The sequence below is a fragment of the Kitasatospora sp. NPDC048722 genome, from assembly GCF_040650235.1.
Lineage (GTDB): Bacteria > Actinomycetota > Actinomycetes > Streptomycetales > Streptomycetaceae > Kitasatospora.
The window spans coordinates 1-24,175 of the sequence record NZ_JBEZGX010000095.1 but is presented as its reverse complement, the minus strand read 5'-3'; the positions used below and the strand labels follow the sequence as shown (position 1 = coordinate 24,175).

At 74.4% G+C, this 24,175-nt stretch carries 25 protein-coding genes; 14 read left to right on the top strand and 11 right to left on the bottom strand.

Going from position 1 to position 24,175, the window contains the following annotated elements; all coding sequences use genetic code 11:
• Window positions 1-227: 227 nt before the first annotated feature.
• The 4 genes from AB0C76_RS39175 (at window position 228) to AB0C76_RS39160 (ending at window position 3,742) form a co-directional block, all read left to right on the top strand.
• Window positions 228-1,718 (top strand): FAD-binding protein, encoded by a 1,491-nt coding sequence (locus AB0C76_RS39175; protein WP_359974930.1) that lies wholly within the window; start codon window positions 228-230, stop codon window positions 1,716-1,718.
• 115 nt (window positions 1,719-1,833) lie between these two features.
• Window positions 1,834-2,697 carry an alpha/beta hydrolase gene (locus AB0C76_RS39170; RefSeq protein WP_359974928.1) on the top strand — a complete coding sequence of 288 codons (864 nt, stop codon included), beginning with the start codon at window positions 1,834-1,836 and terminating at the stop codon, window positions 2,695-2,697.
• Window positions 2,698-2,727: 30 nt separating this feature from the next.
• Window positions 2,728-3,177, top strand: a complete 450-nt coding sequence (locus tag AB0C76_RS39165) for a helix-turn-helix transcriptional regulator (protein ID WP_359974927.1) — start codon at window positions 2,728-2,730, stop codon at window positions 3,175-3,177.
• A complete protein-coding gene (locus tag AB0C76_RS39160; protein WP_359974925.1) occupies window positions 3,095-3,742 on the top strand; it encodes a histidine phosphatase family protein in 648 nt (215 codons plus the stop codon). The genes AB0C76_RS39165 and AB0C76_RS39160 overlap by 83 nt, the downstream gene beginning before the upstream one ends.
• Window positions 3,743-3,763: 21 nt before the next feature.
• Here the strand turns inward: AB0C76_RS39160 and AB0C76_RS39155 are convergent, their stop codons facing one another.
• From AB0C76_RS39155 to AB0C76_RS39140, 4 genes are all read right to left on the bottom strand, one after another.
• Complete coding sequence (locus AB0C76_RS39155) at window positions 3,764-4,978, bottom strand: GNAT family N-acetyltransferase (protein WP_359974923.1); 1,215 nt, start codon at window positions 4,976-4,978, stop codon at window positions 3,764-3,766.
• A gap of 103 nt (window positions 4,979-5,081) precedes the next feature.
• Window positions 5,082-6,227, bottom strand: a complete 1,146-nt coding sequence (locus tag AB0C76_RS39150; protein WP_359974934.1) for a DUF6596 domain-containing protein — start codon at window positions 6,225-6,227, stop codon at window positions 5,082-5,084.
• Between the two features lie 23 nt (window positions 6,228-6,250).
• On the bottom strand, window positions 6,251-6,658 hold the full coding sequence (locus tag AB0C76_RS39145) for a YciI family protein (protein ID WP_359974921.1): 408 nt from the start codon (window positions 6,656-6,658) through the stop codon (window positions 6,251-6,253).
• Between the two features lie 153 nt (window positions 6,659-6,811).
• Window positions 6,812-7,819 carry an AraC family transcriptional regulator gene (locus AB0C76_RS39140; protein WP_359974919.1) on the bottom strand — a complete coding sequence of 336 codons (1,008 nt, stop codon included), beginning with the start codon at window positions 7,817-7,819 and terminating at the stop codon, window positions 6,812-6,814.
• A gap of 187 nt (window positions 7,820-8,006) precedes the next feature.
• Between AB0C76_RS39140 and AB0C76_RS39135 the strand changes: the two genes are divergently transcribed.
• From AB0C76_RS39135 to AB0C76_RS39125, 3 genes are all read left to right on the top strand, one after another.
• Window positions 8,007-8,501: a DUF1772 domain-containing protein gene (locus tag AB0C76_RS39135; RefSeq protein ID WP_359974917.1), complete on the top strand. Its 495-nt coding sequence runs from the start codon at window positions 8,007-8,009 to the stop codon at window positions 8,499-8,501.
• Window positions 8,502-8,608: 107 nt separating this feature from the next.
• The gene (locus AB0C76_RS39130) at window positions 8,609-10,231 is read left to right on the top strand and encodes a serine/threonine-protein kinase (RefSeq protein WP_359974915.1); all 1,623 of its coding nucleotides are present in this window, start codon (window positions 8,609-8,611) and stop codon (window positions 10,229-10,231) included.
• 26 nt (window positions 10,232-10,257) lie between these two features.
• The gene (locus AB0C76_RS39125; RefSeq protein ID WP_359974913.1) at window positions 10,258-10,605 is read left to right on the top strand and encodes a VOC family protein; all 348 of its coding nucleotides are present in this window, start codon (window positions 10,258-10,260) and stop codon (window positions 10,603-10,605) included.
• 10 nt (window positions 10,606-10,615) lie between these two features.
• Here AB0C76_RS39125 and AB0C76_RS39120 read toward each other — a convergent pair whose 3' ends face one another.
• Both AB0C76_RS39120 and AB0C76_RS39115 read right to left on the bottom strand, forming a co-directional pair.
• Window positions 10,616-10,942 carry an antibiotic biosynthesis monooxygenase gene (locus AB0C76_RS39120; protein ID WP_359974911.1) on the bottom strand — a complete coding sequence of 109 codons (327 nt, stop codon included), beginning with the start codon at window positions 10,940-10,942 and terminating at the stop codon, window positions 10,616-10,618.
• 120 nt (window positions 10,943-11,062) lie between these two features.
• Entirely contained in the window at window positions 11,063-11,731 is a 669-nt protein-coding gene (locus tag AB0C76_RS39115) for a TetR/AcrR family transcriptional regulator C-terminal domain-containing protein (RefSeq protein WP_359974909.1), read from the bottom strand.
• Window positions 11,732-11,860: 129 nt separating this feature from the next.
• Between AB0C76_RS39115 and AB0C76_RS39110 the strand changes: the two genes are divergently transcribed.
• From AB0C76_RS39110 to tsaA, 3 genes are all read left to right on the top strand, one after another.
• Window positions 11,861-13,249 (top strand): serine hydrolase domain-containing protein, encoded by a 1,389-nt coding sequence (locus AB0C76_RS39110; RefSeq protein ID WP_359974907.1) that lies wholly within the window; start codon window positions 11,861-11,863, stop codon window positions 13,247-13,249.
• Between the two features lie 91 nt (window positions 13,250-13,340).
• The gene (locus tag AB0C76_RS39105) at window positions 13,341-14,096 is read left to right on the top strand and encodes an alpha/beta hydrolase (protein WP_359974905.1); all 756 of its coding nucleotides are present in this window, start codon (window positions 13,341-13,343) and stop codon (window positions 14,094-14,096) included.
• Window positions 14,097-14,165: 69 nt separating this feature from the next.
• Window positions 14,166-14,582, top strand: a complete 417-nt coding sequence (gene tsaA, locus AB0C76_RS39100; RefSeq protein WP_359974903.1) for a tRNA (N6-threonylcarbamoyladenosine(37)-N6)-methyltransferase TrmO — start codon at window positions 14,166-14,168, stop codon at window positions 14,580-14,582.
• A gap of 16 nt (window positions 14,583-14,598) precedes the next feature.
• Here the strand turns inward: tsaA and AB0C76_RS39095 are convergent, their stop codons facing one another.
• From AB0C76_RS39095 to AB0C76_RS39085, 3 genes are all read right to left on the bottom strand, one after another.
• Window positions 14,599-15,288 (bottom strand): TetR-like C-terminal domain-containing protein, encoded by a 690-nt coding sequence (locus AB0C76_RS39095; RefSeq protein WP_359974901.1) that lies wholly within the window; start codon window positions 15,286-15,288, stop codon window positions 14,599-14,601.
• A 354-nt stretch (window positions 15,289-15,642) separates the two neighbouring features.
• On the bottom strand, window positions 15,643-16,803 hold the full coding sequence (locus AB0C76_RS39090; RefSeq protein ID WP_359974899.1) for a hypothetical protein: 1,161 nt from the start codon (window positions 16,801-16,803) through the stop codon (window positions 15,643-15,645).
• Window positions 16,800-18,239 carry a hypothetical protein gene (locus AB0C76_RS39085; protein WP_359974897.1) on the bottom strand — a complete coding sequence of 480 codons (1,440 nt, stop codon included), beginning with the start codon at window positions 18,237-18,239 and terminating at the stop codon, window positions 16,800-16,802. Before AB0C76_RS39085 ends, AB0C76_RS39090 begins: the two co-directional genes overlap by 4 nt.
• A 274-nt stretch (window positions 18,240-18,513) precedes the next feature.
• Here AB0C76_RS39085 and AB0C76_RS39080 point away from each other — a divergent pair, with 274 nt between their 5' ends.
• The gene (locus AB0C76_RS39080) at window positions 18,514-19,410 is read left to right on the top strand and encodes a glutaminase (protein WP_359974932.1); all 897 of its coding nucleotides are present in this window, start codon (window positions 18,514-18,516) and stop codon (window positions 19,408-19,410) included.
• Between the two features lie 44 nt (window positions 19,411-19,454).
• On the top strand, window positions 19,455-20,690 hold the full coding sequence (locus AB0C76_RS39075) for a pyridoxal-phosphate dependent enzyme (RefSeq protein ID WP_359974895.1): 1,236 nt from the start codon (window positions 19,455-19,457) through the stop codon (window positions 20,688-20,690).
• 7 nt (window positions 20,691-20,697) lie between these two features.
• On the opposite strand, the gene AB0C76_RS39070 is transcribed toward AB0C76_RS39075, so the two are convergent.
• On the bottom strand, window positions 20,698-23,106 hold the full coding sequence (locus AB0C76_RS39070; RefSeq protein WP_359974893.1) for a helix-turn-helix domain-containing protein: 2,409 nt from the start codon (window positions 23,104-23,106) through the stop codon (window positions 20,698-20,700).
• A gap of 206 nt (window positions 23,107-23,312) precedes the next feature.
• Here AB0C76_RS39070 and AB0C76_RS39065 point away from each other — a divergent pair, with 206 nt between their 5' ends.
• Window positions 23,313-23,540, top strand: a complete 228-nt coding sequence (locus tag AB0C76_RS39065; protein ID WP_359974891.1) for a hypothetical protein — start codon at window positions 23,313-23,315, stop codon at window positions 23,538-23,540.
• Window positions 23,528-23,896 carry a hypothetical protein gene (locus AB0C76_RS39060; RefSeq protein WP_359974889.1) on the top strand — a complete coding sequence of 123 codons (369 nt, stop codon included), beginning with the start codon at window positions 23,528-23,530 and terminating at the stop codon, window positions 23,894-23,896. The genes AB0C76_RS39065 and AB0C76_RS39060 overlap by 13 nt, the downstream gene beginning before the upstream one ends.
• A gap of 76 nt (window positions 23,897-23,972) precedes the next feature.
• Here AB0C76_RS39060 and AB0C76_RS39055 read toward each other — a convergent pair.
• A partial coding sequence (locus AB0C76_RS39055) for a DUF1772 domain-containing protein (protein ID WP_359974888.1) occupies window positions 23,973-24,175 on the bottom strand: 203 nt, incomplete at its 5' end.

Sequence of the window (24,175 nt, the reverse complement as noted above, 5' to 3'; positions counted from 1 at the left end):
CACCATCTGGCCCACCTACACCCACACCTACCAACACCAAACCAACCACTTCGACCACACCAACTACCAAACCACCACCACCCAAAACACCTGACAGAGATTCGAACAACCGCAGAGCTCACCTGCCCAGGGCCGGCCCCACTCGCCTTCACGGCGGAACCAGGGGCCAGGCCCGGACGGCCATCACCGCACACCCACATGCCCAATGCCGAAATGAGACCACCGACATGCACACACCCGGCCCGTCCCGACGGACGCTGATCGCCGGCGCGGCCTCCGCCGTCATCGGCTGGAACACCGCTACCCGTGCCTGGGCCACCACCCCCACGGACGCGGTCGCCGACGTCGTCCCCGTCCCGGCGCTCGACGGCACGCTCACCACCGATGCCGCCACGCTCACCGCCTTCTCGGACGACTTCGGGCGCCTGACGCACAACACCCCCCGCGCCGTGCTGCGGCCCCGCTCCACCCGCGACGTCGCGGCCGTCATCGACTACGCCAACAAGACCGGCCTCACCGTCGCCATGAACGGGCAGGGCGGCACCGACGGCGAGTACGAGTCCCACTCCAACTACGGTCAGGCGGCCGTCCCCGGCGGCATCGCGATCGACGCCCGCTCACTGGACACCATCCACGCGATCACCCCCACCCACGCCGTCGTCGACCCCGGCGTCACCTGGGCCCAGCTCACCAACGCCGCCCTCGCACAAGGCCTCACCCCGCCGTGCCTCACCGACTACCTCCACCTCTCCATCGGCGGCACGATCAGCGTCGGCGGCATCGGCAACGCCGTCCAGCAGCACGGCCTGCAGGCCGACACCGTCAGCGAGATCGAGATCGTCACGGGCACCGGCCGCACCCTCACCGCCTCGGCCACGCGCAACCGCGGTCTGTTCGAGGCCGCCCTCGCCGGTGCCGGCCAGGTCGGCATCATCACCCGGGCCACCGTCGCCCTCACCAAGGCGCCCGAGAACGCACGCGTGTTCCTGCTCTTCTACGACGACATCGCCGCCTACTGCGCCGACCAGGAGCGCATCATGGCCGACCGACGCTTCAACGGCCAGGTCGGCGAGATCCTCCTGCCCCACTCCCCCGCCAACCCCACGCCCAACGCCCGATACAAGATCGAGGCCGTCGCCCACTACAACGGCGCCACACCCCCCGATGCCGCACCCCTGCTCGCCGGCCTCACACCCGTGCCCGGCGACACCCAGATCACCGACACCACCTACCGCGATTACACCTTCCGCGTCGACGCCTTCGCCGCCAACCTCAAGAGCCTCGGCTACTGGAGCGCCCCCAAGCCCTGGCTGAGCATGTTCCTCCCCTCCGACCGGGCCCAGGAGTTCGCCCGTTACGCCCTCACCAAGGTCACCTCCACCGACCTCGGTGCCGGGCTCCTGCTCTTCTACCCCTTCCCCACCAACAAGATCACCCGGCCCCTCGCCATGACCCCCGATCACCCCACCACCTATCTCTTCGACCTCCTCACCTTCCCTGCCCCCGGCACCGACCCCACCGCCGCACTCCGGCGCAACCGCGACCTCTACGACGCCGCCGTGCGCCTGGGTGCCAAGCGCTACCTCGTCGGTGCCATCCCCGACATGACCACCACCGACTGGCAGCGCCACTACGGCGCCCGCTGGACCACCCTCACCGCCGCCAAGCAGCGCCACGACCCCCGCCACACCCTCACCCCCGGCCAGCACATCCTCTGACGATGCCGGAACAGCCAACCCCTGGAAGGCCGATGCCCGTGCACACCATCGACACCCACCAAGACATCCACCGGGACATCCACCGGGACACCGCCAAGGGCAAGGGGACGAAGGCATGATCACGACCGACCGCACCATCACCACCGACGACGGCGCCCGGCTCGCCGTCACCCTCCACCGCCCCGAAACCCCGCTCCCGGCCGGCCCGTTGGTGGTGCTGGTGCACGGCTGGGCCGCCTCCCGGACGGTCTGGCACGCCGTCGCCCAGCAGCTCGCCGCGGCCGGGCACACCGTGGCCGCCTACGACCAGCGGGGGCACGCGGCGTCCACCGCCGGGGAGCAGCCGCTGAGCATCGCCCGGCTCGGGCAGGACCTCGCGACGGTCGTCGACACGCTGTCCCCCGACCGGCCCGTCGTCGTGGCGGGCCACTCCGGCGGCGGTTACGCGGCCCTCGCCTACGCGGCGCACCTCCACGCCGCGACACCGGACGCCGCTCCGCAGCGGCTGGCGGCCCTGCTCCTCGCGTCGACCGCCTCGCACGACCAGGTGACCCCGGCCGGGGAGATCCGGATGATGGGCAGTCAGCTGTTCACCCGGGCGCTGCGAGTGCCGTGGCTCGGGCGGCAGTTGCTCGGCAAGACGCACGCGCCGACCGCGACCCGCGCCACGCGCGAGCAGAACCGGCAGCTGTTCGCGAACACCCCGCCCGCCGTCCGCGCCGCCTACTTCGCTGCCACGCACGACATGGACCTGCGGTCGCAGCTGGCCTGCATCACCGTGCCCACCACGGTCCTCACCGGCACCCAGGACAGGATCGTCAACCCGAACCACAGCCACCACCTCGCCCGCGCGCTGCCGGACACGCAGCTGGACACGATCCCGCGCAGCGGCCACAACCTGCCGCTGGAGAGCCCGGAGCGGCTCGCTCACCACATCTCCGCCCTCATCGCCCGCGCCGGCGGGTACCCTCGGTCGTAACGCAGTGGCCCGACCGGGGAGACGTCATCGATGAGCAGAGCCGCCGGTAACGCGTCCCGTGTACCGCTCGACGACCTCGTCCGGCTCCGCAGGGCCCGGGACATGATGGACCGCGACTACGCGCAGCCGCTGGACGTCACGGCGCTGGCGCGCACCGCCCTCATGTCGCCGGGCCACTTCTCGCGCAGCTTCCGCACGGCGTACGGGGAGACGCCGTACAGCTACCTCATGACCCGGCGGATCGAGCGGGCGAAGGCCCTGCTGCGGCGGGGCGACCTCACCGTGACGGAGGTCTGCATGGAGGTGGGCTGCACGTCGCTGGGGTCGTTCAGTTCGCGGTTCACCGAGCTGGTCGGCGAGACCCCGAGCGCCTACCGGGCGCGCGAGCACGAGGACGGTGCCGCGCTGCCGGCCTGCATCTCGAAGATCCACACCCGGCCGGTCAAGGGCGGCGGGGCGAAGCCGGCCGGCGACGGGTAGTCCCGGTGGCCGTCGAGCTCGTCTGCGAGACCCACTCCGCCACGACGGACAACGAGGCCGGGATCGCCACCGCCACCTCCCGGGCCGCCTGTCGGAGGAAGGCCGGCGACAGGCCGCGGAGCCGGTTGCGCGACGGCACGACGGCGGGTTCGCGGTCCTGTTCACCTCCGACCTGCACCGGGCCGTCGAGACCGGCCGGATCGCGTTCCCGGACGGTGTGCCGCCGCTGCACCAGGACGTCCGGCTCCGCGAGTGCGACTGCGGCGACCTCAACGGCGCGCCGGCCGACCTCGTCGCCGCCCAGCGGCTCCGGCGCGTCGACGAGCCGTTTCCCGGCGGGCAGAGCTACCGGCAGGTCGTCGCGGCCACCGACGCCCTGCTCCGCGACCTCGCCGCCCGCTGGGACGGCCGCCGGGTGCTGCTCATCGCGCACTCGGCGAACCGGTGGGCCCTGGACCACCTCCTGACCGGAGTGCCGCTGGCGGACGTCATCGCCGACCCGCCCGCCTGGCGGCCTGGTCGGCACGACACCCTGCCCGTGGACTGGCCCGCCCGGGCCCGGTGAGCGCGGCTGCCGCAGAAGCGGTCAGAACCAGTGCAGGCAGTGCGGCGGGCGCTCGGCGCGGAAGAGCGCGTCGGCGAGGGCGGCCGCGCCCGGGTGGTGGGCCCGGACGTGTCCCGCGCGCACGAGCGTGCTCGGGGCGGTGCCGCCGAGGTAGACGGCGCCCAGGTCGCGGACGTCCAGGGACAGGTCGGGTTCGCGGTCCGTCGGCACGCAGTCGGCCTTGCCGCCGCGGACGGTGAGCAGGTGGCGGGCGCGCTCGCCGAGGAACGGGTCGTCGACGTCGAGGACGAGCTCGCCGTCGGCGAACCAGCCGCGCGAGGTGAGCGCGCGCGGGACGTCCAGCAGCCGCACCCACAGCCACTCGGTGTTGTTGGCCACCTGGCCGGCGTCGAAGTCCGCGAGCTGCCAGCGCAGCGGGTGGTCCGGCGGGACGTGCTTGAACACGACCTGGCTGACGAGGTCGTGGCCGAGCAGGTAGCGGGCGAGGGCGGTGAAGGCCGTGTCGGTGGTGGCGATGATCTCGTCGACCGTGAGGATGTCGGGATCGCCCATCGAGTAGCTGGCGTAGCCGTCCGGCACGCCGTCGGCGTCCCGGTGGACCACGACGTAGCGCGGCGTCCGGGCGATCGGGGCGTGACCGGCGCCCCGGGCCCACCAGTGGGGCGGCCTGGACACCGCACCGGGCTGGGTGCGGCGGTACCGGTCGTAGACGTCCTCCATGATCCCGCCGCACTCGGCGCGCCGCAGCAGTTCGACCGAGCCCGCCGCCGCGGCGCCGCCCGCCCGGGGAGCGGCGAACGCGCCCCGGTGGCGCGGCACCGTCAGACGGCCCGTGTACGTCGCCGGGCCGTAGCCGAACCTGCCGTAGATCCCGGCCTCGGAGGCCAGCAGGACCGAGAGGAACTCGCCCCGGGCCCGGAACTCGCCGAGTTGGTGCCGCATCATCGCGGTGAGCACGCCCTGGCGGCGGTGCGAGGGCAGGACGCCGACGCCGGACACGCCGGGGGCCGGGACGATGATCCCACCGGGCAGGGTGAGCTCGAAGGAGTACGCGATGGCGGTGCCGACGGGACGGCCGTCCGCCGTCTCGGCGAGCACGCCCCGGTCCATCTCCAGGGCCGACCACCACACCCCGCTGCCGTCCTCGGCCGGGGTCTCCGGGAAGCGTCCGAACGCGGCGAAGAGCGTGTCGAGGAAGACGCCGTGGTCCTCCTGGCTCGTGGAACGGATCTCCATCGGTACTGCTGCCTCCCCTGGATGCCGGACTCACGACGCGTGATGTCCCGGACCACAGTGGATCGTTCCCGCACCACGCGGTCAACCGAATTTCGAGGGCCCCTCATCCCCGCAGCCGGGCGTTGAGCCGCGCCGCCTGTCGCGTCAGGTAGTCGCGCTCCGCCAGGTTCGGCGCCTTGTGGGCGGCCTCGGCGTACAGCCGGGCCGCCGTCGCCAGGTCGCCGTCGCGCTCGTGGAGGTACGCGGACGCCGCCGTGTGGCGGGGCAGGGAGTTGTCCAGTGCCGCGAGGGCCGCCAGCCCGGCGCGGGCGCCGTCGGCCTCGCCCACGGCGACCGCGCGGTTGAGACGGACGACCGGACTGTCGGTCAGGCGCGCCAACTCGTCGTACCACTCGACGATCTGCACCCAGTCCGTCTCCTCGACGGCCTGCGCGTCCGCGTGGAGCGCCGCGATGGCGGCCTGGGCCTGGAACTCGCCCAGCCGGTCGCGGGCCAGCGCCGCCTGGAGGATCCCGACGCCCTCGGAGATCAGGCCGGTGTCCCACCGGGTGCGGTCCTGCTCGGCGAGCGGCACGAGACCGCCGTCGGGCGCCGTCCGGGAGGCGCGGCGGGCGTGGTGGAGCAGCATGAGGGCGAGCAGCCCGGCCACCTCGGGGTGGTCGACCACGGCGGCGAGCTGCCGGGTGAGCCGGACGGCCTCGGCGGCGAGGTCGACGTCGCCGGAGTAGCCCTCGTTGAAGACGAGGTAGAGGACGCGCAGCACGGTGGCGACGTCGCCGGGCCGGTCGAGGCGCACGCCGGAGACGGTGCGCTTGGCGCGGCTGATCCGCTGGGCCATGGTCGCCTCGGGGACGAGGTAGGCCCGGGCGATCTGGCGGGTGGTCAGCCCGCCGACGGCGCGCAGGGTGAGGGCGACCGCCGAGGCGGGCGTCAACGACGGGTGGGCGCACAGGAAGTAGAGCTGGAGCGTGTCGTCCGCCGCGGGCGCCGGCCCGGGCGGCGGCTCCTCGTCGACGCGGTCCTCGCGGCGGCGGCGGGCGGCGTCCGCCCGGGTCGCGTCGAGGAACTTGCGCCAGGCGGCGGTGACCAGCCAGCCCTTCGGGTCGCGCGGGGGGTCGGCCGGCCAGACCCGGAGGGCCTCGACGAGGGCGTCCTGGACGGCGTCCTCGGCCGCCGCGAAGTCGGCTCCGCGGCGGACGAGGACGCCGAGCACGCCCGGTGTGAGGCTCCTGAGCAGTGCTTCGTCCATGGGGGTGGTCACGTCCCGGGAGGCTACTCCGTGATGGTGGGCGGCGCGGCCATGACCTCGCGGACCTCCAGCCACTCGTGGATCGGCCTGCCGCCGGCGCCGGGGGCGGCGGACAGCTCGCCGGCGAGTTCGACGGCGCGCTCGCGGCTGTCGACGTCGATGATCATCCAGCCGGCGATGAGGTCCTTGGTCTCGGGGAACGGGCCGTCGGTGACCGCCGGGCGCCCCTCGCCGTCGTAGCGGACCCACATGCCCTCGGGGGCGAGGCCCTGGGCGTCGACGAACTCGCCGGTCTTCTCCAGCCGGGCGGCGAAGTCGTGCATGAAGCGGATGTGGTCCGAGATCTCCTCCGGCGTCCACTGGTCCATCGGGACGCAGTTGACCGGGGCCGGGGCGCCTCGGTAGTGCTTCAGCAGCAGGTACTTGGCCATGGTGTCTCTCCTCGGTGCGGTACGACCCATTGTGGTCGCCTTCACCCCGGGGACGGAGCCGGGCGCGCGTTCTCGACATCCGGCGGGGACATTTTTCGAAGCGTTCGGACGCTTCGTTCCGCGACCGCCCGATCACCGGAGGTGGCGGCGCCGTCAGCCGGCCAGGACGACCGTCTCGGCGGGGCCGGAGAAGCCCGGCGTGGCGCTCGGAGTGCCCGCGGAGGCGAGGCGCCGGTGCTCCTGCGGGCTGACGCCGCGCACGCGCTTGAAGGCCGCGGAGAGGGCGAAGGCGTTGCTGTAGCCGACCTTGCGGGCCGCGAAGGCGACGGTGCACTCGGGCTCGCGCAGGAGGTCGGCGGCGACGGCGAGGCGCCAGCCGGCCAGGTAGGCCATCGGGGGCTCGCCGACCAGGGCGGTGAAGCGGCGGGCGAGGCCGGCCCGGGAGACGCCGACCTGCTGGGCGAGGTCGGCGACCGTCCACGGGGTGGCCGGGTCGTCGTGCATGAGGCGCAGCACGGGCCCGACGACGGGGTCGTGCTGGGCGCGGTACCAGGCGGGGGCGCCGGAGTCGGGCGCGGCGAGCCAGGCGCGCAGGACGGAGACGACCAGGAGGTCGAGGATGCGGTCCAGGACGAGCTCCTGACCGGGCTCGTTGCGCCCTATCTCGGCCGCGAGGAGGTGGATCAGCGTGTCGTCGGCGGCGGTGCCGGCCGGGCGGACGAGCAGGGCGGGCAGGCAGGCGAGGAGGCGCTGGCCGATCTCGTGCTCGGCCTGGTAGGTGCCGGAGAGGACGACGGAGGACGCGTCGTCGCGCTCGTTGCCGTGGCCCCAGGTGCGGACGCCGAGGGCCATGGTCTCGGAGACGTCGACGCCGCCGCGCGAGCACTGCTGGCCGGGGCCGACGATCACGTCGACGGGCGTGTCGGGGTCGTCGGCGACGGTGTAGGGCTCGGGGCCGCGCACGATGGCGACGTCACCGGGGTGCAGGAGCAGCGGAGTGCCGCGCTCGGGCAGGATCCACGCGTCGCCGCGGACCATGGTGACCACGGACAGCGGCGCGCGGTCCTCGACGCGCAGCGACCACGGCGGGGTGAGGATCGAGCGCAGCAGGAACGCCCCGCGCGCCTTGGGGCCGTCCAGGAGTCCGGTCAGCGTGTCCATGGCCGCCAAGTGTAGATGCGGGAGCATGATTTGACGGATTGTCATTTGAGGGGGTCTTGAGCGGTCGGGGTGGCTCCGGCACCCGTTCGTGCCCGATGATCGACGCGCACGGGGACGGACGGAGTCAGCGGGGACCGAGGGATCGGGACGCCGGGACTCCGAGACACACAGTGAGGGGCCCTTCGAGATGGAACTGTCGCGCACACTCGTGCTCGTGGCGGCGACGATCACCTGCGGGCTGACCGCGGGCCTGTTCTACGCCTACGCGTGCTCCGTCATGCCCGCGCTGCGGCGGGTCGACGACCGCACGTTCATCGACGTGATGCAGAAGGTCAACGTCGCGATCCTGAACGGCTGGTTCGTGCTCGGCTACGTCGGCGCGCTGCTGTTCGGCGCGGCGGCCGTCGCGCTGCACCTGCCCGAGGAGGGGCACGACGCGCTGCCCGCCACGATCGCGGCGCTGGTGCTGTACCTGGGGAACATCGGCGTGACCCGGGCGGTGAACATCCCCCTCAACGACCGGCTGGAGGAGGCCGGTTCGCCGGCGCGGATCGCCGATCCGGCGGCCGTGCGGCGCGCGTTCGAGGAGCGCTGGGTGCGGTTCAACGTGCTGCGGGCGGTGTTGTGCACGGCGTCGCTGGGGTGTCTGGCGTGGGCGCTCGTGCTGGACGGCAACGCGTAACCCCTGTTCGTCGGGCCGAGTCGGGATCTCCGGCCCGCAACCGGGCGCCGCACCGGTACCGTCTGCCGTGACGCGACGGTGGGCGGGGCGGCGAGGGGAGCGGCGGCGTGGAGGCACTGGGGCCCGGGGATCCACGGCAGGTGGGCGAGTACCGGCTGTTGCGGCGGCTGGGTGCGGGCGGGATGGGCCTGGTCTACCTGGGCCGGACGGCCGGCGGCCGGACGGTGGCCGTCAAGACGGTGCACGCGCAGTTCGCGGCCGACCCGGAGTTCCGGGTGCGCTTCCGGCAGGAGGTGGCCGCGGCCCGCCTCGTCGGCGGGAGGTGGACGGCGCCGGTGCTGGACGCGGACACCGAGGGCGGGCGGCCGTGGGTGGCGACCGGCTACGTGGCCGGGCCCGCGCTGAGCACGGCGGTGCGCGACTGCGGACCGCTGCCCGCCGCGGCCGTCCGCTCGCTCGGGGTCGGGCTCGCCGAGGCGCTGACCGCCGTGCACGGGCGCGGGCTCGTGCACCGCGACGTCAAGCCGTCGAACGTGCTGCTGGCGCTGGACGGGCCGCGGCTGATCGACTTCGGGATCGCCCGGGCCCTGGACGCGACGGCGCTCACGCAGTCCGGGTTCGTCGTCGGCTCCCCCGGCTACCTCTCGCCCGAGCAGGCCGGGGGCGCCCAGGCCGGGCCCGCGGCGGACGTCTTCTCGCTCGGCGCGGTGCTCGCGTACGCGGCCACCGGCGAGGCGCCGTTCGGCGCCGGTGTGAGCGCGCACGTCATGCTCTACCGGGTGCTGCACGAGGAGCCCGACCTCGGGCCGCTGGACGCCGTGGACCCCCGGCTGCGCGCGATCGTGGCGGCCTGCCTCGTGAAGGACCCCGCGTCCCGGCCGTCCCCGGAGCGGCTGCGGGCGTGGCTGGCCGCCGACGACGCCGAGGCGGCCGGGCGGCTGGAGCAGCGGGCGTGGCTGCCACCGGCCGTCGCCGGGTCGCTCGCGGCGCTGGCGGTCGAGCTGCTGGACCTGGACGGCGCCGCCGGAACGCCTGCTCCTGCGCCCCCGAGCCCGGCACCCACCCCAACGGCGTTCGCTCCGCCACCGACCTCCGGACCCCCGACCGGGCACTTCGGGCCGCCCCTGCCCCTGCCCGCCACCCCGCCGGCGCCCTACCCGCCGCCGCACCGGCAGCCCACCGGGCGGGGCGTCGGGCGCACCGGCGTCGCCGTCGCCGCCGCCGTCCTGGCGACCGCACTGCTGGGCACCGGTGTGTACCTCTGGGCGCGCCCCGACGGCACCACCGCGAGCGGCGGCGGCACCTCCCCCGCCACCGGGCCCGCGGCCGCCGCTCCGGCGACCACCACGGCCCCCGCGGCGGCACCGGCGCCCACACCGGCGCCGACGCCCGCGGGCGCGATACCCGAGGGCTTCCTCGGGACGTGGGCGGGCCAGCTCGGCAGCCCGGCGGTCCGCACGAAGGCGGACTTCAAGATCACCATCCGGCAGGGACAGAAGGGCGAGCCCGTCGCCGAGATCACCAACAACACCGGCGCCGGCACGCTCAGCTGCGACGCCACCGCGAACCTGACCTCGGCCACCGCCGACCGCATCGTCCTGCGCACGACTCCCCTGAGCCCCGTCAGCGGGTGCGTGGCCGACCCGTACGACCAGGTGTACACCCGCAACAAGGACGGCAGCCTGCACCTCGTCGTCGCGGGCTTCTCCGGCGACCTGCGGAGGCAGTGAGGGCCGCCACCGGTTACCGTGAGTACATGATCAACGGCGCCCATCTGGTCATCCACAGCCGCGACGCGGAGGCCGACCGCGTCTTCCTGCGCGACGTGCTGGGCTGGCCGCACGTCGACGCGGGCGGCGGGTGGCTGATCTTCAAGCTGCCCCCGGCCGAGATCGCCGTCCACCCGGCCGGCTCACCCTCGCACGAGCTGTTCCTGATGTGCGACGACGTCGACGCCACCGTCCGCGAACTCACCGCGCGCGGGGTGGAGTTCACCGAGCCGGTCACCTCCGTCGGCTGGGGGCTGAAGACCGCCCTGCGCCTGCCCGGCGGCGGGGAGGTCGGTCTCTACCAGCCCCGCCACGCGGTGGCCCACACGCTCTGACCCCGGCCGGTCAGGGCGCGGTCGCCCGCCGGCCCGCGTTGGTGGCGACCAGCCGGTAGTCGGTGAACACCACCGGTCCCTCGGACAGTTCGGGCGTGTAGGCCGCCTGGAACCGGCGCACCGCCTCCGATTCGCCGTGCGCCCGGTGGGCGGCCTCGTCGGCGAAGGTGAACAGGTGGACGAAGCGGGTGGGGTCGTCCTTCTGCTGCCAGGCCGTGTACATCCACGTGTCGGGCTCGTGCGCCGCGACGTAGCCGACGAACTCCTCGATCGCCGCCAGGACCCGGTCGACGGCCTCGGCATTCACTCGGTAGTGCGCGGTCTGGTAGATCGGCATGGCGCTCCGCCTGTCGCTCCTCGGGGACGGTCTTCCTGCCTCCACCTTGCGGGCGCCCGCCGGGAGGGCAAAAGCCGTGACCACCGAACGAGTGCCTCCGGGCCGAGCGCGGCGGCCCGGTCAGCCCCGCGCGAGGCGGGCCTCGAAGCCGTCGAGGACGGCCCGGAGCCCGAAGTCGAAGCTGCCGTCGGGGGCGTCGGCGTAGCCGGTGGTGCCGAGGCGCTTCCTCAGGTGCGGGTAGGCGGCGGCGACCTCGGCGGCGCGGGCCATCGTGTCGGCCAGGACCTGCTCGGGGTCGGCGCCGCCGCGGCCCAGGCGGCGGGTGAGCGAGACCTCGGCGGCCGTGCCGAGCGCGCTGCCCAGCACGTAGATGAACACCGTGGCGGCGGCCTGGTCGGCCTCCCGCTCGGTGAAGCCGGCCCGCTCGTAGAGGGCGAGGCTGTGGTCGTCGAAGCGGGACTTGCCGGGGCCGTAGAGCAGGTGGCTGCCGAAGGCCTGGCCGTACCAGGGGTGGCGGGTGAGCATCGCGCGCATACCGGTGGCGAGTGCGGTGGCGGCGGTGCGCCAGTCGGTGGCGGCGAGGTCGGGCAGGGCGACCTCGGCCCAGATCGTGTCACCGGCGATGCGAACGAGGTCGTCCTTGGTCTTGATGTGCCAGTAGATGGCGGTGGCGGCCGCACCGAGGCGCTTGCCGAGGCTGCGCATGTTGAGTCCGTCGAGGCCCTCCTCGTCGAGCAGCTCGACGGCGGCGCGGACGATCTGGTCGGCGGTCAGGGTGTCGCGTGGCATGGCGCACAGCCTACTTGAACTTAGTTCATGCCGATGCACCAAAGCTCTTGCACTTAGTTCAAGTCCACGGTTACGGTTCTTCCCGTCAGCAGAACCTGAACTTAGTTCAAGTCCCGGAGGGAAGCCGTCATGACCCAGGAACCGTCGCAGGAGCAGTTGTCCGCGTTCGTCGCCGCCGCCGCCGAGGAGTTCGACGTCCCCGGCCTCGCGGTCGGCGTGCTCGTGAACGGCCGCGAGGTGTTCGCGCAGCACGGCGTGACCGGCCGGGACAACCCGCTGCCGGTCGACCGGCACACGGTGTTCCCGGTGGCCTCGGTGACCAAGACCTTCACCGCGACCGCCCTCGTGCGCCTCGCCGCCGAGGGCCGGGTGGACCTCGACGCGCCGGTGCGCCGCTACGTCCCCGAACTCGCGCTCGCCAACGAGCGCACCACCGCGGGGATCACCGTGCTCAACCTGCTCAACCACACCGCCGGGCTGGACTGGAACCTCGTCGACGACGACGGCGAGGACGGCTCGCTCGCGGGCTTCGTCACCCGGATGTCCGAGCTACCCCTGATCGCCGCGCCGGGCGAGCGCGCCTCCTACAGCCAGGCCGGCTACAACCTGGCCGGGCGGGTCGTCGAGAAGGTCACCGGACTGCCCTTCGAACGGGCGCTCGCCGAACTCGTGCTGGAGCCCGTCGGATTGACGGACACCGTGTTCGACGCCGAGGAGGTGATGGTCCGCCGCTTCGCCATCGGCCACAACCGCGACGAGGACGGGGTGCTGCGGGTCGCACGGCCGTGGAAGGCCTTCCGCCCCGGCACCCGCGGCAACAACCCCGGCGGCGGCGCCGCCTCGACCGTCGCCGACCTCCTTCGCTGGGCCGCCTTCCACCTCGGCGACGGCGCGGGCGTGCTGCCCGCCGCGGCGCTGCACCGGATGCGGGAGCAGACCGTCGAGCTGCGGGCCAGCACCCTCGGGGACGGCTTCGGGATCGGCTGGTTCCTGCGAGGGGCCGGCGGCCTGCGGACGATCGGCCACGGCGGCTCGGGCAACGGCCAGTTCGCCGAACTGCTGATCGCGCCCGACCGGGACTTCGCCGTCGTCTCCCTGGCCAACGCCGGGCCGGAGGGCTACCCGTGCAACCAGTCCGTGGTCCGCTGGGTGCTGGAGCACTACCTCGGCGTCGTCGAGCAGGACCCGGAGCCCGTCCCGTACGACGAGGCGCGCGCCCGCGAGGTCGCGGGCCGCTACGAGATCGACGCGATGAACCTCGACATCGCCACCGACGGCCGGCGCCTCACCCTCGCCGTCGGCATCAAGCCCGAGATCCGCGCGGCCTCCGCCGCCGACATGCCGCCGGACTACCCGGCCGCCGCGATGGGCTTCCTGACCGGCGACGGCGACGAGTACATCCTCACCGAGGGCGGCCTCAAGGGACAGCGCGGCTTCTTCAGCCGCGACGCCGACGGCGCGGTCACCGGCGTGGACCTCGCCGGACGGCTCTTCGGCCGGGCCGCACGGAACGGTTGAGGAGCCCGGGTGGCGCCCAGGAGTACTCCGGCGCGTGCTGGGAAAGTAACGGTCCGCCACCACGCGCCCCACCCACCCCACGGGAGTCCGCATGACGATCGCCCACCGCACCCTCGGCACCGGCGAGCACAAGGTCCTGGTCCTGCACGACTGGTTCGGCACCAGCGCCGCCTGGGGCCCGTTCCTCGACTACCTCGACCCGGAGGCGTTCGGCTACGCCTTCCTCGACTACCGGGGCTACGGCGAACGGCGGGACGTGGAGGGCGAGTTCACGCTCGCCGAGATCGCCTCGGACGCGTTCGCGCTGGCCGACCGGCTCGGGTGGGACACCTTCTCCGTGGTCGGCCACTCGATGGGCGGCAAGGCCGCGCAGCGCGTCCTCGCCGAGGCGCCCGGCCGCGTGCGCAAGCTGGTCGGCGTGACGCCCGTGCCCGCGAGCAGCTACCCGCTGGAGGGCGACGCGTACGACCTCTTCCACGGCGCCGCTCAGAACCCGGCCAACCGGCGGGCGATCCTCGACCTCGTCACCGGGCGGCGGGCCAACCCCCGCTGGCTCGACGCGATGACGGCCCGCTCGGTGGCCGGCTCCCGGCCCGAGGCCGTGGCCGCCTACCTGGCCGACTGGACCACCCGGGACTTCGCGGCCGAGGTGTCCGGCAGCCCGCTGCCGGTCAAGGTCTTCGTCGGCGAGCACGACCTCGCCCTCACCGCCGAGGCGATGCGCGGCACCTGGCTCGCCCACTACCCGCAGGCCGAGCTGGAGGTCCTGGCCAACTCCGGCCACTACCCGATGTACGAGATCCCGGTGGCCTTCGCGAGCGCCCTGGAGGCGTTCCTGCGCGCCTGAGCGCCGCGCACGGCATCATCGGAGGGATCGGGCGGACCGGGAACGACGACCACCTGGCGGGAGCGGGCGATGGCGGACGGGCACTTCGAGGTACGGGCGGTCGGCCGGGTGGAATCACCGCTGCTGGACCGCGCGGGCGCGCCGAGACAGGGCGACGAGGGCGGGCCGGACGCCTGGCTGGCGTTCGACCCCGCGGTGGAACGCGCCCTCGCCGACCTGGCCGTCGGGCAGGAGGTCCTGCTGCTCACCTGGCTCGACCGGGCGGACCGCGAGGTGCTCGCCGTGCGCCCGCGCGGGGAGCGCTCCCGGCCGGAGACCGGCGTCTTCGCCACCCGCTCCCCCGACCGGCCCAACCCGATCGGCCTGCACCGCGTCACCATCCTCGCGGTCGACGGCCTGCGGATCCGCGTGAGCGATCTCGAGGCCGTCGACGGCACGCCGGTCCTGGACGTCAAGCCCGTCCTGGGCCGGCGGGACGAGCGCTAGGACCGGGAGGAGCCGGTCACAGCGGCACCACGAGGCCGACGCCCTCGGCCGCGACGGCGACGGCGTAGTCGAAGAACGCGGCCTCGTCCCGGACGCTGTCGTGGGTGCGGCTGAACACCTGGAACACCAGCAGGCCGATCAGGCCGCTCCACAGGACGATGCCGCGCTCGATGACGTCGGAGAACGGCTCCCCCGGCGCGCCGCCGAAGAGCTCCAGCGCCTCCGGGCGCAGCAGGGGCGGGCCGGGGACCTTCCGCGCGGGCGGGGTCAGTTCGCCGGCCTCCAGGGCCTCGCGCACGATCGCCGCCAGCACGGCGGGGGTGCGCGACGCGGCCGGGACGGTCTCCTGCGGGGCGTGGTAGCCGGGGACGGGCGAGCCGTAGACGAGGGTGAACTCCTCGGGGTGGGCGAAGGACCAGCGGCGCAGTGCGCGCGTCACCGCGAGGAGCCTCGCACCCGCGGATTCCCCGGCGTCCCGGGCGGCGCGGTCGGCATCCTCCATCACGGCGCCGGAGGCGTTGTAGGCGTCGAGGATCAGCGCGGTGAGCAGGTCGTCCCGGTGCGGGTACACCGCCTGGACGTCCGCGAGGGCCAGCGCGGCTCCGGCGGCGACGGCCTCCAGAGTCAGTCCCGCGGCGCCGAGTTCCCCGAGGAGGAGGCGCGCGACGGCCTTGGCGGTGACGGCGTGTGATGCGGAATCAGCCATGGCCGCACCCTACCCGGCGGTCACCCGGAGCGGCGGTCGGGTCCAGGACGGGGCGAGGGCGCCGGCACGGCCCCGGGCCTCGCCCCCTACACCTGCGCCGCAGAGGGCCTGTTCACAGCCCCGGTCTTCCCGACCGGCATCCCCCGGCTCGACCGCGCCGCCCCGACCGCCCGCCAAACCGGCATCCTGGTCGTCGCCGCGTCGATGATCGGCGCCGTGGTCGCGGGCCCGGCCCTGGGCCGCGCGATCGAGTGGGCCGGCATACGGACGGTCCCGCCGGCCCTGGGCACGGTGTCCGTCCTCTGCCTGGCCGCCGCCCCGTGGCCGACCCGCTCGACCGCGCGGGTGACGGGCCTATCCGGCCTGCCGGGCCTGCTTGCGGTAGTGGTCGAGGACGTCCTGGCGCAGGAGGTGGGCGAAGCCCGCGCCTTCGAGGCGCAGGGCGAGTTGGGGGGTGGTGAGGCCCAGGGCGGTGGCGGTGTCCGGGAGGTGCCAGTCGTGGGCGGCGAGGCGGGTCAGGAGGTGGCCCCGGCGGACCTGGGCCTCGGAGAGGCGGAAGGTCTTGAGGTAGGCGAGGCGGCCGGTGTCGTCGGTGACGGCCTCGCCGATGTGGTTCTCCTGCTTGGGCCGGAAGTCGGGGAGGAAGCGGGAGAGGGTGAAGCGGGACATCCGGTAGACGGTCTGCGCCCGGTAGTCGGCGTCCAGGAGCCCGTCGGCCATGGTCGTGGTGTGGAAGCCGGACCAGGCGCGCTCCTGCTCGTCGACGGCGGCGCGCAGGTCGGCGAGGGAGCGGACGGGGGTCGCGCTCAGGTCGGCCCGGAAGTCCGGGACGGGGGCGGCGTAGCCGGCGTAGTGGTGGACGAGTTCGCCGTACAGGTCGAGGAGGAGGCTGCGGTGCAGGGCACGGTAGTCGTCCGGGTGCGGCAGCACGAACGCGGCGGCGAGGGCGTCGGCGACGTACACGACGACGCCGCACTGGCCGGGGTGGATCTCGAACACCCGCAGGGCGTCGGCGAGTCCGCGCACCTGGTCGCCGCTGTAGGCCTCCTCGGCGCGTGGTGACAGGCCGCGCCGCAGGGCCTGCTGGGACCACTGCTCCCACGCGATGGTGGGCCCGCCGAAGTGCAGGGCCAGGTAGCCCTCCAGCGCGAGGTGCAGGGGCAGGAAGCGCAGCCGGGTGCGGCTCGCGCGCTTGGCCATGCGGCGGGGTGGCTGCAGCCGGACGCGCTCGGGGGCGGTGCCGCTGCCGGAGGCGGTGAGCTGGGTGCCGTACGCGGCGGCGGGCGTGCCGTCGCGGGTCCAGTCGGCGACGAAGCCGTGCGGGATGTAGGAGGTGTAGGAGGTGCGCCGGCCGACGGGGACGGAGGCGTACTCGCGGTCGTACAGCTCCTGGTGCAGGCGCAGGTCGGCGATCGGCTCGTCGCGCACGAGCGGGACGAGGCGCACGCCGCCCCACACCTGGGAGGGGCGGGTGTCGAGGCCGGTCAGATCGATCCGGAAGGCGGTGGTCGTCATCGGGCCTCCCCGGCCGCGAGGAAGCGGGCGGTGCACGCCGCGAGGTGGGCGGTGAGTTCGGCGAGGTCGGTGCGGCCCTCGGCGAAGCGGGCGAACTCGACGAGGGCGGGCAGGTCCTCCGCGTCGCGAAGTCCGGCGGTGGGGACGGTCGGGGCGAGGCGGCGGACGTCGAAGCCGTCGGCGTCGTAGACCGGGTTGAGGTGGACGATGCCGGTGCGCCGCTCGGGGTCGAGGTGGGTGCGCCACACGCGCAGGACCTCGGCGGCGAGGCCGGGCGGGGCGTTGTCCCAGCCGTCGGAGACGATCACGAGGCGCTGCGGGGGTTCGGGGGCGGCGTCGAGGGCGTCGAGGATGCGGCGGCCGAGCGGGGTGGGTCCGTGCGGGTGGGCGAGGAGGGCGTCGGTGCGGCCGCTGGTCCAGTGGGCGGTGTAGTCGGCGGCGAGGGCGTCCAGGAGGAAGTGGCAGGCGAGGGCGACTGCCAGCGGGCGGCGGCGCTTGACGCCCGAGCCGTACGCCGAGAAGGAGTCGTCGAGGACGGCCGCGACCCGCCCCCACGTGCCGGCCTGTGCTCCGGCTGCGCGGCGGGCGGCGGTCCGCAGGGCGGCGGTGAGTTCGGCGCGGCGGGCGGTGCGGTCCTCGGCCGGCAGGGCGAGGACGTAGGTCGCGAGACGGGTGAGCGGCATGCGGGCGAGGTCGGTGGTGACGGTGGCGCCGCGGCCGCGGGCGGACTCCTGGAGGCGCAGCCGTTCGAGGGCGGTCATGCGGGGGGCGATGCGGTCGAGGAACGCGCCGCGAGGGATGCCGTGGCGGTGGGCGAAGCCCTCGGCGACGGTGTAGGGCAGTTCGTAGAGGGCGCCCTGCTCGTAGTGGGCGCGGCGCCAGGCGTCGAGGAGCGGCGTGCGGTACGGGGCCCGGGCGGCGGCGGGGGCGAAGAGGAAGGCGCCGACCTCGTCGTGGCCGGGGCGCAGGTGGGCGTGGCGAAGGGCGCGCTTGAGGCCGGCGCGGTACTTGACGGCGTCGAGGGCCTGGTCGGGGCGGGCGGCGAGCCAGTCGCGGAGGATGGCGCGGGTGCGGCGGTTGTTGACCTTGCGGCGGCGCAGTTCGGCGATGAGCCGGTAGACGCGCTGCGGGGGCAGGAGGGCGAGGCGGCGCGCGATGAGCCGGCCCTCGGTGCGGCGCTGCTCGGGGGTGGCGTCGCGGGTGGTCTCCAGCAGGTGGCGGATGATGAGCGCGGCGTTGTGGTCGTTGATGTCGAGGGCGAGCGCGGCGGCGTAGGGCTCGCGGTAGTTGACGCGCACGTACTCGTGGAGGAAGCCGAGCGAGAGCTGCTGCTGGTCGGCGGTGGCGTGGAACTCGCGCTGGCCGGTGGCGGTGATGGCGGCGTTGACGAACAGCAGCACGTCGTCTGCGGCGATCAGGTCGGCGTACGCGTCCATGGCCTTCCGGGCCTTCCGGCGGTGGGGGCGGGAGGTGCCGGCCGGGGAATGGGGGCGCGAACTGCGAATCATTGCGGTAAAGGCACGTTCCGGAAGTCGCACCGGAGTCCCGCGGCCGGCCCGTCGACGCTACCAGGGCGCGCCGGGACCCCCGACGCCGGGGCGGGTCGCCCGGCGGGGTCGGCGGGCAGGGATAATCGGGGCCGAAACGCGCGTATGTGGAGGAACAGCGGTGAACGGTGTGCCCGTCGGGGAGAGCCTGGACTATCGGGGGCTGCTGGAGGCGGCGGAGATCGCCGCGCGGGCGACGACGGGTCAGGGGCAGGTCGCGGACTACATCCCGGCGCTGGCGGCGGCCGATCCGGAGGCGTTCGGGATGGCGGTCGCGACGGTGGACGGGGAGCTGTTCGGGGTCGGGGACTGGGAGAGCCCGTTCTCGATCCAGAGCGTCTCGAAGCTGTTCAGCCTACTGCTGGCACTGTCGTACGGCGGGGACGGGCTGTGGCGCGGGGTAGGGCGCGAGCCGTCCGGCAACCCGTTCAACTCGCTGGTGCAGCTGGAGACGGAGCACGGGATCCCGCGCAACCCGTTCATCAACGCGGGCGCGCTCGTGGTCACCGACCGGCTGCAGAGCCTGACCGGCGACGCGTCCGGGGTGGTGCGGGAGTTCCTGCGCCGCGAGGCGGGCAACCCGCTGCTGGACACCGACCCGGTGGTGGCGGAGTCGGAGGCCGCGCACGGCCACCGCAACGCCGCGCTGGCGCACTTCATCGCGAGCCACGGCAACCTGGAGAACCCGGTCGAGGACGTCCTGCGCCACTACTACGCGCACTGCGCGATCGCGGCCAGTTGCCGGGACCTCGTGCTGGCGGGGTCCGTCCTGGCCCGGTACGGCGTGCGGGCGGACGGCTCGCGGATGATGTCGCGCAGTGAGGCGAAGCGCGTCAACGCGGTGCTGGTGACGTGCGGGACGTACGACGCGGCAGGCGAGTTCGCGTTCCGGGTCGGGCTGCCGGGCAAGAGCGGCGTGGGCGGGGGCATCCTCGCGATACTGCCGGGGCGGGCGGCGGTCTGCGCGTGGGGGCCCCGGCTGGACCAGGCGGGCAACTCGGTGGCGGCGGTGGCCGCGCTGGACGCCCTGACGACGCTGTCGGGCTGCTCGATCTTCTGACGGTTCTTCGGACAGCGCGCCGACGGCCGTCGTAAGGTCGGCCCATGGTCCTTGACGCTTACCCCGCCTCCCTCGCCACCGGCCAGCGCTCCCTGGGCGATCCGGCCGTCGGCTACCCGCTGCTGCCTCCGCTGACGGAGGGCTGTCCGGAGACGAGCACGCCGGAGGTCTCGTACCCCGCCGAGGTCGACTACGCCTACGACGAGGTGGACGTCGAGGCGCTGTTCGGCCCCTCGGCGCGGTACGAGGGGCCGGCCGGGCGGGCGGGGCTGGACCGTTGGGCGCCGCTCCTGCCGCCGCTGCTCGCGCCGGGCCTCGGCGAGGGCGGCACGCCGCTGGTGGAGCTGGAGCCGGGGGTGTACGTCAAGGACGAGTCGCGCAATCCCACCTGGAGCCACAAGGACCGGCTGAACCGCTGCACGACGAGCGCCGCGGTGGCCGCCGGAGCGCCCGGGATCGTCGTCGCGTCCTCCGGCAACCACGGCGCCTCCGCCGCCGCGTACGCCGCGCGGGCCGGGCTGCCGTGCGTGGTGTTCACGGGCCCGAGCCTGCCGCCCGCCGTCGACTCGTTCCTCAACGCGTACGGCGCGGTGGTGCTGCCGGTGCCGTGGGAGGCGCGCTGGCCGCTGATGCGGCAGGTCGTCGAGCGGCTGGGCCTGCACCCCGTCAGCAACCTCACCACGACGCACACCGGGCACGCGTACGGGCCCGAGGGGTACAAGACCATCGCGTACGAGATCCACCGGGACCTCGGCGTGCCGGGCGCGGTGTTCGTGCCGACGGGGTACGCCGAGTTGCTGTACGGCGTGTGGAAGGGCTTCGTCGAGCTGGAACGGCTCGGTGTGACGGACCGGGTGCCGCTGATGTTCGCCTGCGAGCCGGCCGCCGCCGCACCGCTGACGCAGGCCGTGCGGGAGGGGCTGCCGGTGGCGCACGCCGACCGGAAGCCGACGGACGCGTACTCGATCGTCAGCACGGTCAGCGGCTACCGCGGGGTGCTCGCGGTGCGTGGCAGCGGCGGGCGGGCGCTCGCCCTGGAGGACGCCCGACTGGCCGCCGCGCAGCGGGAGCTGGCCCGCGCCGGGCTGTGGACGGAACTGTCCTCGGCGGCCGGGCTGGCCGGGCTGCGCGCCGTGGGGGACGTCGAGGGGCCGGTCGTCTGCGTGTCGACGTCCAGCGGGTTCAAGGACCTCGGCGTCGGTTCCCGGCCGACCGCGCTCGTCGCGCCCGAGTGGGACGAGGTGGAGCGCAGGCTCGCGGCGGCCGGGATCCGCGGCTGACCGGCGTCTACGAGGCGGCGGACGGGAGGCGGGCGGCCTCGGGGAAGGTGGCCTGCCGGTAGTGGGCGTACTCCCGGCGGAACGTGTGGCCGAGGTGGTACTGCAGCCGCAGGTGGCGGAACTGGTAGACGGCGCCGGTCTGGCGCAGCACGCCGCGCCGGTAGGCGTCGTCCAGGAAGGCCGCGACGTTCCACGGCAGGCGCCCGGTCAGCGGGAGCCAGACCCTGGTCAGGATGATCCACTGCCCCCAGGCGGTGAAGCCGAGCGCGTAGGCGAAGGTGCCGCCGATGCCGCCGATCGCCCCGATGTAGAGCCCGTCCGCGAGCGGCCAGTACAGGCCGCCGAGCGGGCCGCGCAGCACCACCACGATCACCCGACCGCCGACGGTGATCGCGGACATGAACGCCGGGACGAGGACCAGCACCTGCCGGCCGACGGTGGCCCGGTTCGAGGACAGCACCGCGACCGGGGTGGCCGCCGAGGCGGTGTCCAGCGGCGCTTCGAGCATGCTCGTGAGCCCGAAGACCACGCCGGCCGCCGAGCCGAAGATCAGTCCGTAGACCAGCATGTTGATGAGCATGCCCACGATGACGTCGCCGTTGGTCAGCGGCGTGCCGAAGTACAGCGCGTGCTGGAGCGTCTGGGCGGGCGCGACGCCGAGGCCGAGCACCGTGCCGCCGAGCATGATGGCCGCGAACCGCCCGGTGAACACCCGGACCGTGCGCGGCCCGCCGCCGTGCCCGCGGGCGAACAGCCGCAGCCGGACGTGGGTGGGTTCCAGGGCGAGTCCGCCGAGGACCGTCATGATCGCGTAGACCGCACCGACGGCGAGGCCGGCGATCGGCCCCACGAGGGCGCCCTCCAGGAGGAACCGCTCCCACCTGACCATCGGGTTGCTCCCGTAGAACACGACGAGGACCACGCCGACCAGCCACTCCGCCACGGTGACGCACAGCGCGGCGGCCAGGGCGGTCGCCAGGATCCGGGTCGGGCGGCGTACCGAGCCGCCGATCTGCCACCACGCCAGGTCGGGCCGGTCGTGGCGGACGAGGTGGTCGGCGAGGTAGCCGAGCCAGCGCTCGGCGCGCTGCGCGTCCCACGTGCGCGGCGGGCGCCCGGCGACGGGTTCGCGTTCGGGGGCGCGGCGCCGGTAGAGGGCGGGGACGAAGCCCGCGAGGAGGTGCTCCTCCAGGGCGTGCTCGGTGGGGAAGCGTTCGCCGTCGAGGAGTTCGGCCGGTCTGCGGTCGGGGGCGTCGCTGTACATCGTCCGGGCCAGGATGACCATCAGCGGGGTGCTCAGGACGCGGGCGAGGCGCACGCCGCCGTCCGTTCGGCCGGCGCGCAGCTCGGCGAGGACGGCGTCCCAGAGGGGTTCGGGCCCGCCGGGGCCCGCGGTCACCGGGCGGGCCGTGCGGGGCAGGTAGTCGGCGAGGTCCTCGGGGGTGAGGTCGGTCAGCTCGATCCCGGCGGCCCACACGAGGGGCGTGCTCGCCGCCTCGACCGCCTCGGCGAACTCGGCGCGGCGGCTGGTGAGGACGAGCGGCTGGGAGGTGTCGTTGAGTGCGTCGAGGGCGTCCCGGCGCAGGCCCTCGGCGATCTCGTCGAAGCCGTCGAGGACGGGCAGGACGAGGTCGGCGTCGACCAGCGCCGCGGCGAGCGTGCCGCCACCGGGGCCGCGGCCGACGAGGTGCGGGTGGTCGCGCAGGAGCAGGTCGATCTGCCAGTCGCGCAGCGTGGTGGTGGTCGGGTCCCAGGAGCCGAGGCTGAAGACCACCGGCACGCGGGACGGGACGGCCCGGTCCCGCAGCCGGTCCAGGACGAAGCGGATCGTCAGGATCGACTTGCCGGAGCCGGCCCGGCCGAGGACCACGAGACGGCCGGAGGGGATCTGCCCGTAGACCTCCGCCACCGAGCGGAGGTCGCCGTCGAGGTCCAGGCGGGCCGCCTGCTCGCCGGGCGCGAGGCGCTGGACGTTCTCCGGGCTGTCCATCAGGTCGTCGGGCGCGGGCCGCCAGCGCACCGGCAGCGGGAACGGGTCGTGGACGCGGCGCTGCTCCTCCTCGCGGCGCCAGCGGCGGCGGACCTCGCGGGCGAGCTCGTCGACGGCGTCGGCGAGGGCGGCGGGGACCGGCGGCGCCGGGGGTGCCGGGGGCGCGGGCGGCGGCGGGGCTTCCGGCGGTGCCTCGGGCCCGGGGCCGTCGGTGATGATCGCCGCCAGCCGCTGCCGGTCCTCGGGCGAGGCGTCCAGCGCGTCGGCGATCAGGAAGACCGTCCCGAGCCGGTGGTCGGTGGAGCCGCCGCGCTCCAGCCGGCGGATCGTCCGCACGCTCACCTCGGCCTTCTCCGCGAGCTGCTCCTGTGTCAGCCCCGCCTCCTTCCGCAATCGCCGCAACAGCGTGCCGAGTTCGTCCGTCACTCCGGCAAACCCCCATGGTCTTGCATGCTCATGTCCATCCGCGAGCCTACCGTGACGGCCGGTCACATATGGCCGGTGCCTTGTCCTGTCCCCCGACCTGCGCGGACGCCACGCTCGAAGGGTCCGCGCAGGACGGCGGCACCGGACATCGACACCGGACACCGGCGCCGGGCATCGGCACCGGACGACACCTCGGAGGAAACGACATGGCGTACCGCTACTGGTGCGGCGAGTGCGGCTACCGCACGCCCTGGCTCGCGGAGTCACGGGCCGAGGAACTGCAGATCGAGCACTACGCGAGACGGCACCCTGGCGTGCCACCCGGCGGCACCGTGGAGGCCGACCGCAGGAACCCGCAGGGCTCGTCCGGCTGCGCGGCCGTCCTCGGCGTCCTGGTCCTGCTCCTCGTACTGGCCGCCTCGTGCCGCCGCTGAGCGCCGGACCCGCCGAGGTGTCGGTCTCGGATCCGGACGAGCTGCGCCCGTTGCGCAAGCACCTGCGGAGGGTCCCGGGGCTGGAGGTCGAGGAGAGCGGCACGGCCGCGGATCCCGGCGCCGGCGCCGACCGGCCCGCCGACGCACTCCGGGTGCTGACCGTCGGCCGCGGCGCCCTCGGACGGGCGGTGCGGACGCTGCCCGCCTTCCTCCGCACCCGCCGCGGCGCCGTCTGCGTCACCGTCCGGGCCCGGGACTGGACGGTCACCCTGCACCCCGACGGCCCCACCACCATCGGGCCCACCGTCACGGAACTGGCCGCCGCCCTCCGCGCGCTGAGGGACGCGCGGGCGTGAACGCGGCGGTGCCCGCCCGGTGCGTGCGGCCCGGGCGGGCAGTGACGTCAGGCGGTGGCGAGCCGGTGGGGGCCGCTCAGCGCGAGCCGCGGCCGTGGAGGACGAGCGCACGGGTGAGGGCGGCCAGGCCCGCCGTGCAGAGCAGGGTGCGGAGCATGTTCGTGGCCACCCAGGTGCCCTCGAACTTCTCCCGCACACCGTGGAAGTCGGTGATCGCGGACGGGTCGCCGGCCGCCGCCAGCTGGTTGTTGAGCGGGATGTTGACACCCATCGTGACCA

What these genes read in the sequence shown, in the direction of transcription:
- AB0C76_RS39150 (WP_359974934.1), bottom strand. Translation starts at nt 6,227, where the DNA reads ATGGACGAAGCACTGCTCAGGAGCCTCACACCGGGCGTGCTCGGCGTC.
- AB0C76_RS39175 (WP_359974930.1), top strand. Translation starts at nt 228, where the DNA reads ATGCACACACCCGGCCCGTCCCGACGGACGCTGATCGCCGGCGCGGCC.
- AB0C76_RS39115 (WP_359974909.1), bottom strand. Translation starts at nt 11,731, where the DNA reads ATGCCACGCGACACCCTGACCGCCGACCAGATCGTCCGCGCCGCCGTC.
- AB0C76_RS39140 (WP_359974919.1), bottom strand. Translation starts at nt 7,819, where the DNA reads ATGGACACGCTGACCGGACTCCTGGACGGCCCCAAGGCGCGCGGGGCG.
- AB0C76_RS39095 (WP_359974901.1), bottom strand. Translation starts at nt 15,288, where the DNA reads ATGGCTGATTCCGCATCACACGCCGTCACCGCCAAGGCCGTCGCGCGC.
- AB0C76_RS39145 (WP_359974921.1), bottom strand. Translation starts at nt 6,658, where the DNA reads ATGGCCAAGTACCTGCTGCTGAAGCACTACCGAGGCGCCCCGGCCCCG.
- AB0C76_RS39155 (WP_359974923.1), bottom strand. Translation starts at nt 4,978, where the DNA reads ATGGAGATCCGTTCCACGAGCCAGGAGGACCACGGCGTCTTCCTCGAC.
- AB0C76_RS39085 (WP_359974897.1), bottom strand. Translation starts at nt 18,239, where the DNA reads ATGGACGCGTACGCCGACCTGATCGCCGCAGACGACGTGCTGCTGTTC.
- AB0C76_RS39110 (WP_359974907.1), top strand. Translation starts at nt 11,861, where the DNA reads ATGACCCAGGAACCGTCGCAGGAGCAGTTGTCCGCGTTCGTCGCCGCC.
- AB0C76_RS39125 (WP_359974913.1), top strand. Translation starts at nt 10,258, where the DNA reads ATGATCAACGGCGCCCATCTGGTCATCCACAGCCGCGACGCGGAGGCC.
- AB0C76_RS39075 (WP_359974895.1), top strand. Translation starts at nt 19,455, where the DNA reads ATGGTCCTTGACGCTTACCCCGCCTCCCTCGCCACCGGCCAGCGCTCC.
- AB0C76_RS39090 (WP_359974899.1), bottom strand. Translation starts at nt 16,803, where the DNA reads ATGACGACCACCGCCTTCCGGATCGATCTGACCGGCCTCGACACCCGC.
- AB0C76_RS39105 (WP_359974905.1), top strand. Translation starts at nt 13,341, where the DNA reads ATGACGATCGCCCACCGCACCCTCGGCACCGGCGAGCACAAGGTCCTG.
- AB0C76_RS39135 (WP_359974917.1), top strand. Translation starts at nt 8,007, where the DNA reads ATGGAACTGTCGCGCACACTCGTGCTCGTGGCGGCGACGATCACCTGC.
- tsaA (WP_359974903.1), top strand. Translation starts at nt 14,166, where the DNA reads ATGGCGGACGGGCACTTCGAGGTACGGGCGGTCGGCCGGGTGGAATCA.
- AB0C76_RS39165 (WP_359974927.1), top strand. Translation starts at nt 2,728, where the DNA reads ATGAGCAGAGCCGCCGGTAACGCGTCCCGTGTACCGCTCGACGACCTC.
- AB0C76_RS39120 (WP_359974911.1), bottom strand. Translation starts at nt 10,942, where the DNA reads ATGCCGATCTACCAGACCGCGCACTACCGAGTGAATGCCGAGGCCGTC.
- AB0C76_RS39170 (WP_359974928.1), top strand. Translation starts at nt 1,834, where the DNA reads ATGATCACGACCGACCGCACCATCACCACCGACGACGGCGCCCGGCTC.
- AB0C76_RS39065 (WP_359974891.1), top strand. Translation starts at nt 23,313, where the DNA reads ATGGCGTACCGCTACTGGTGCGGCGAGTGCGGCTACCGCACGCCCTGG.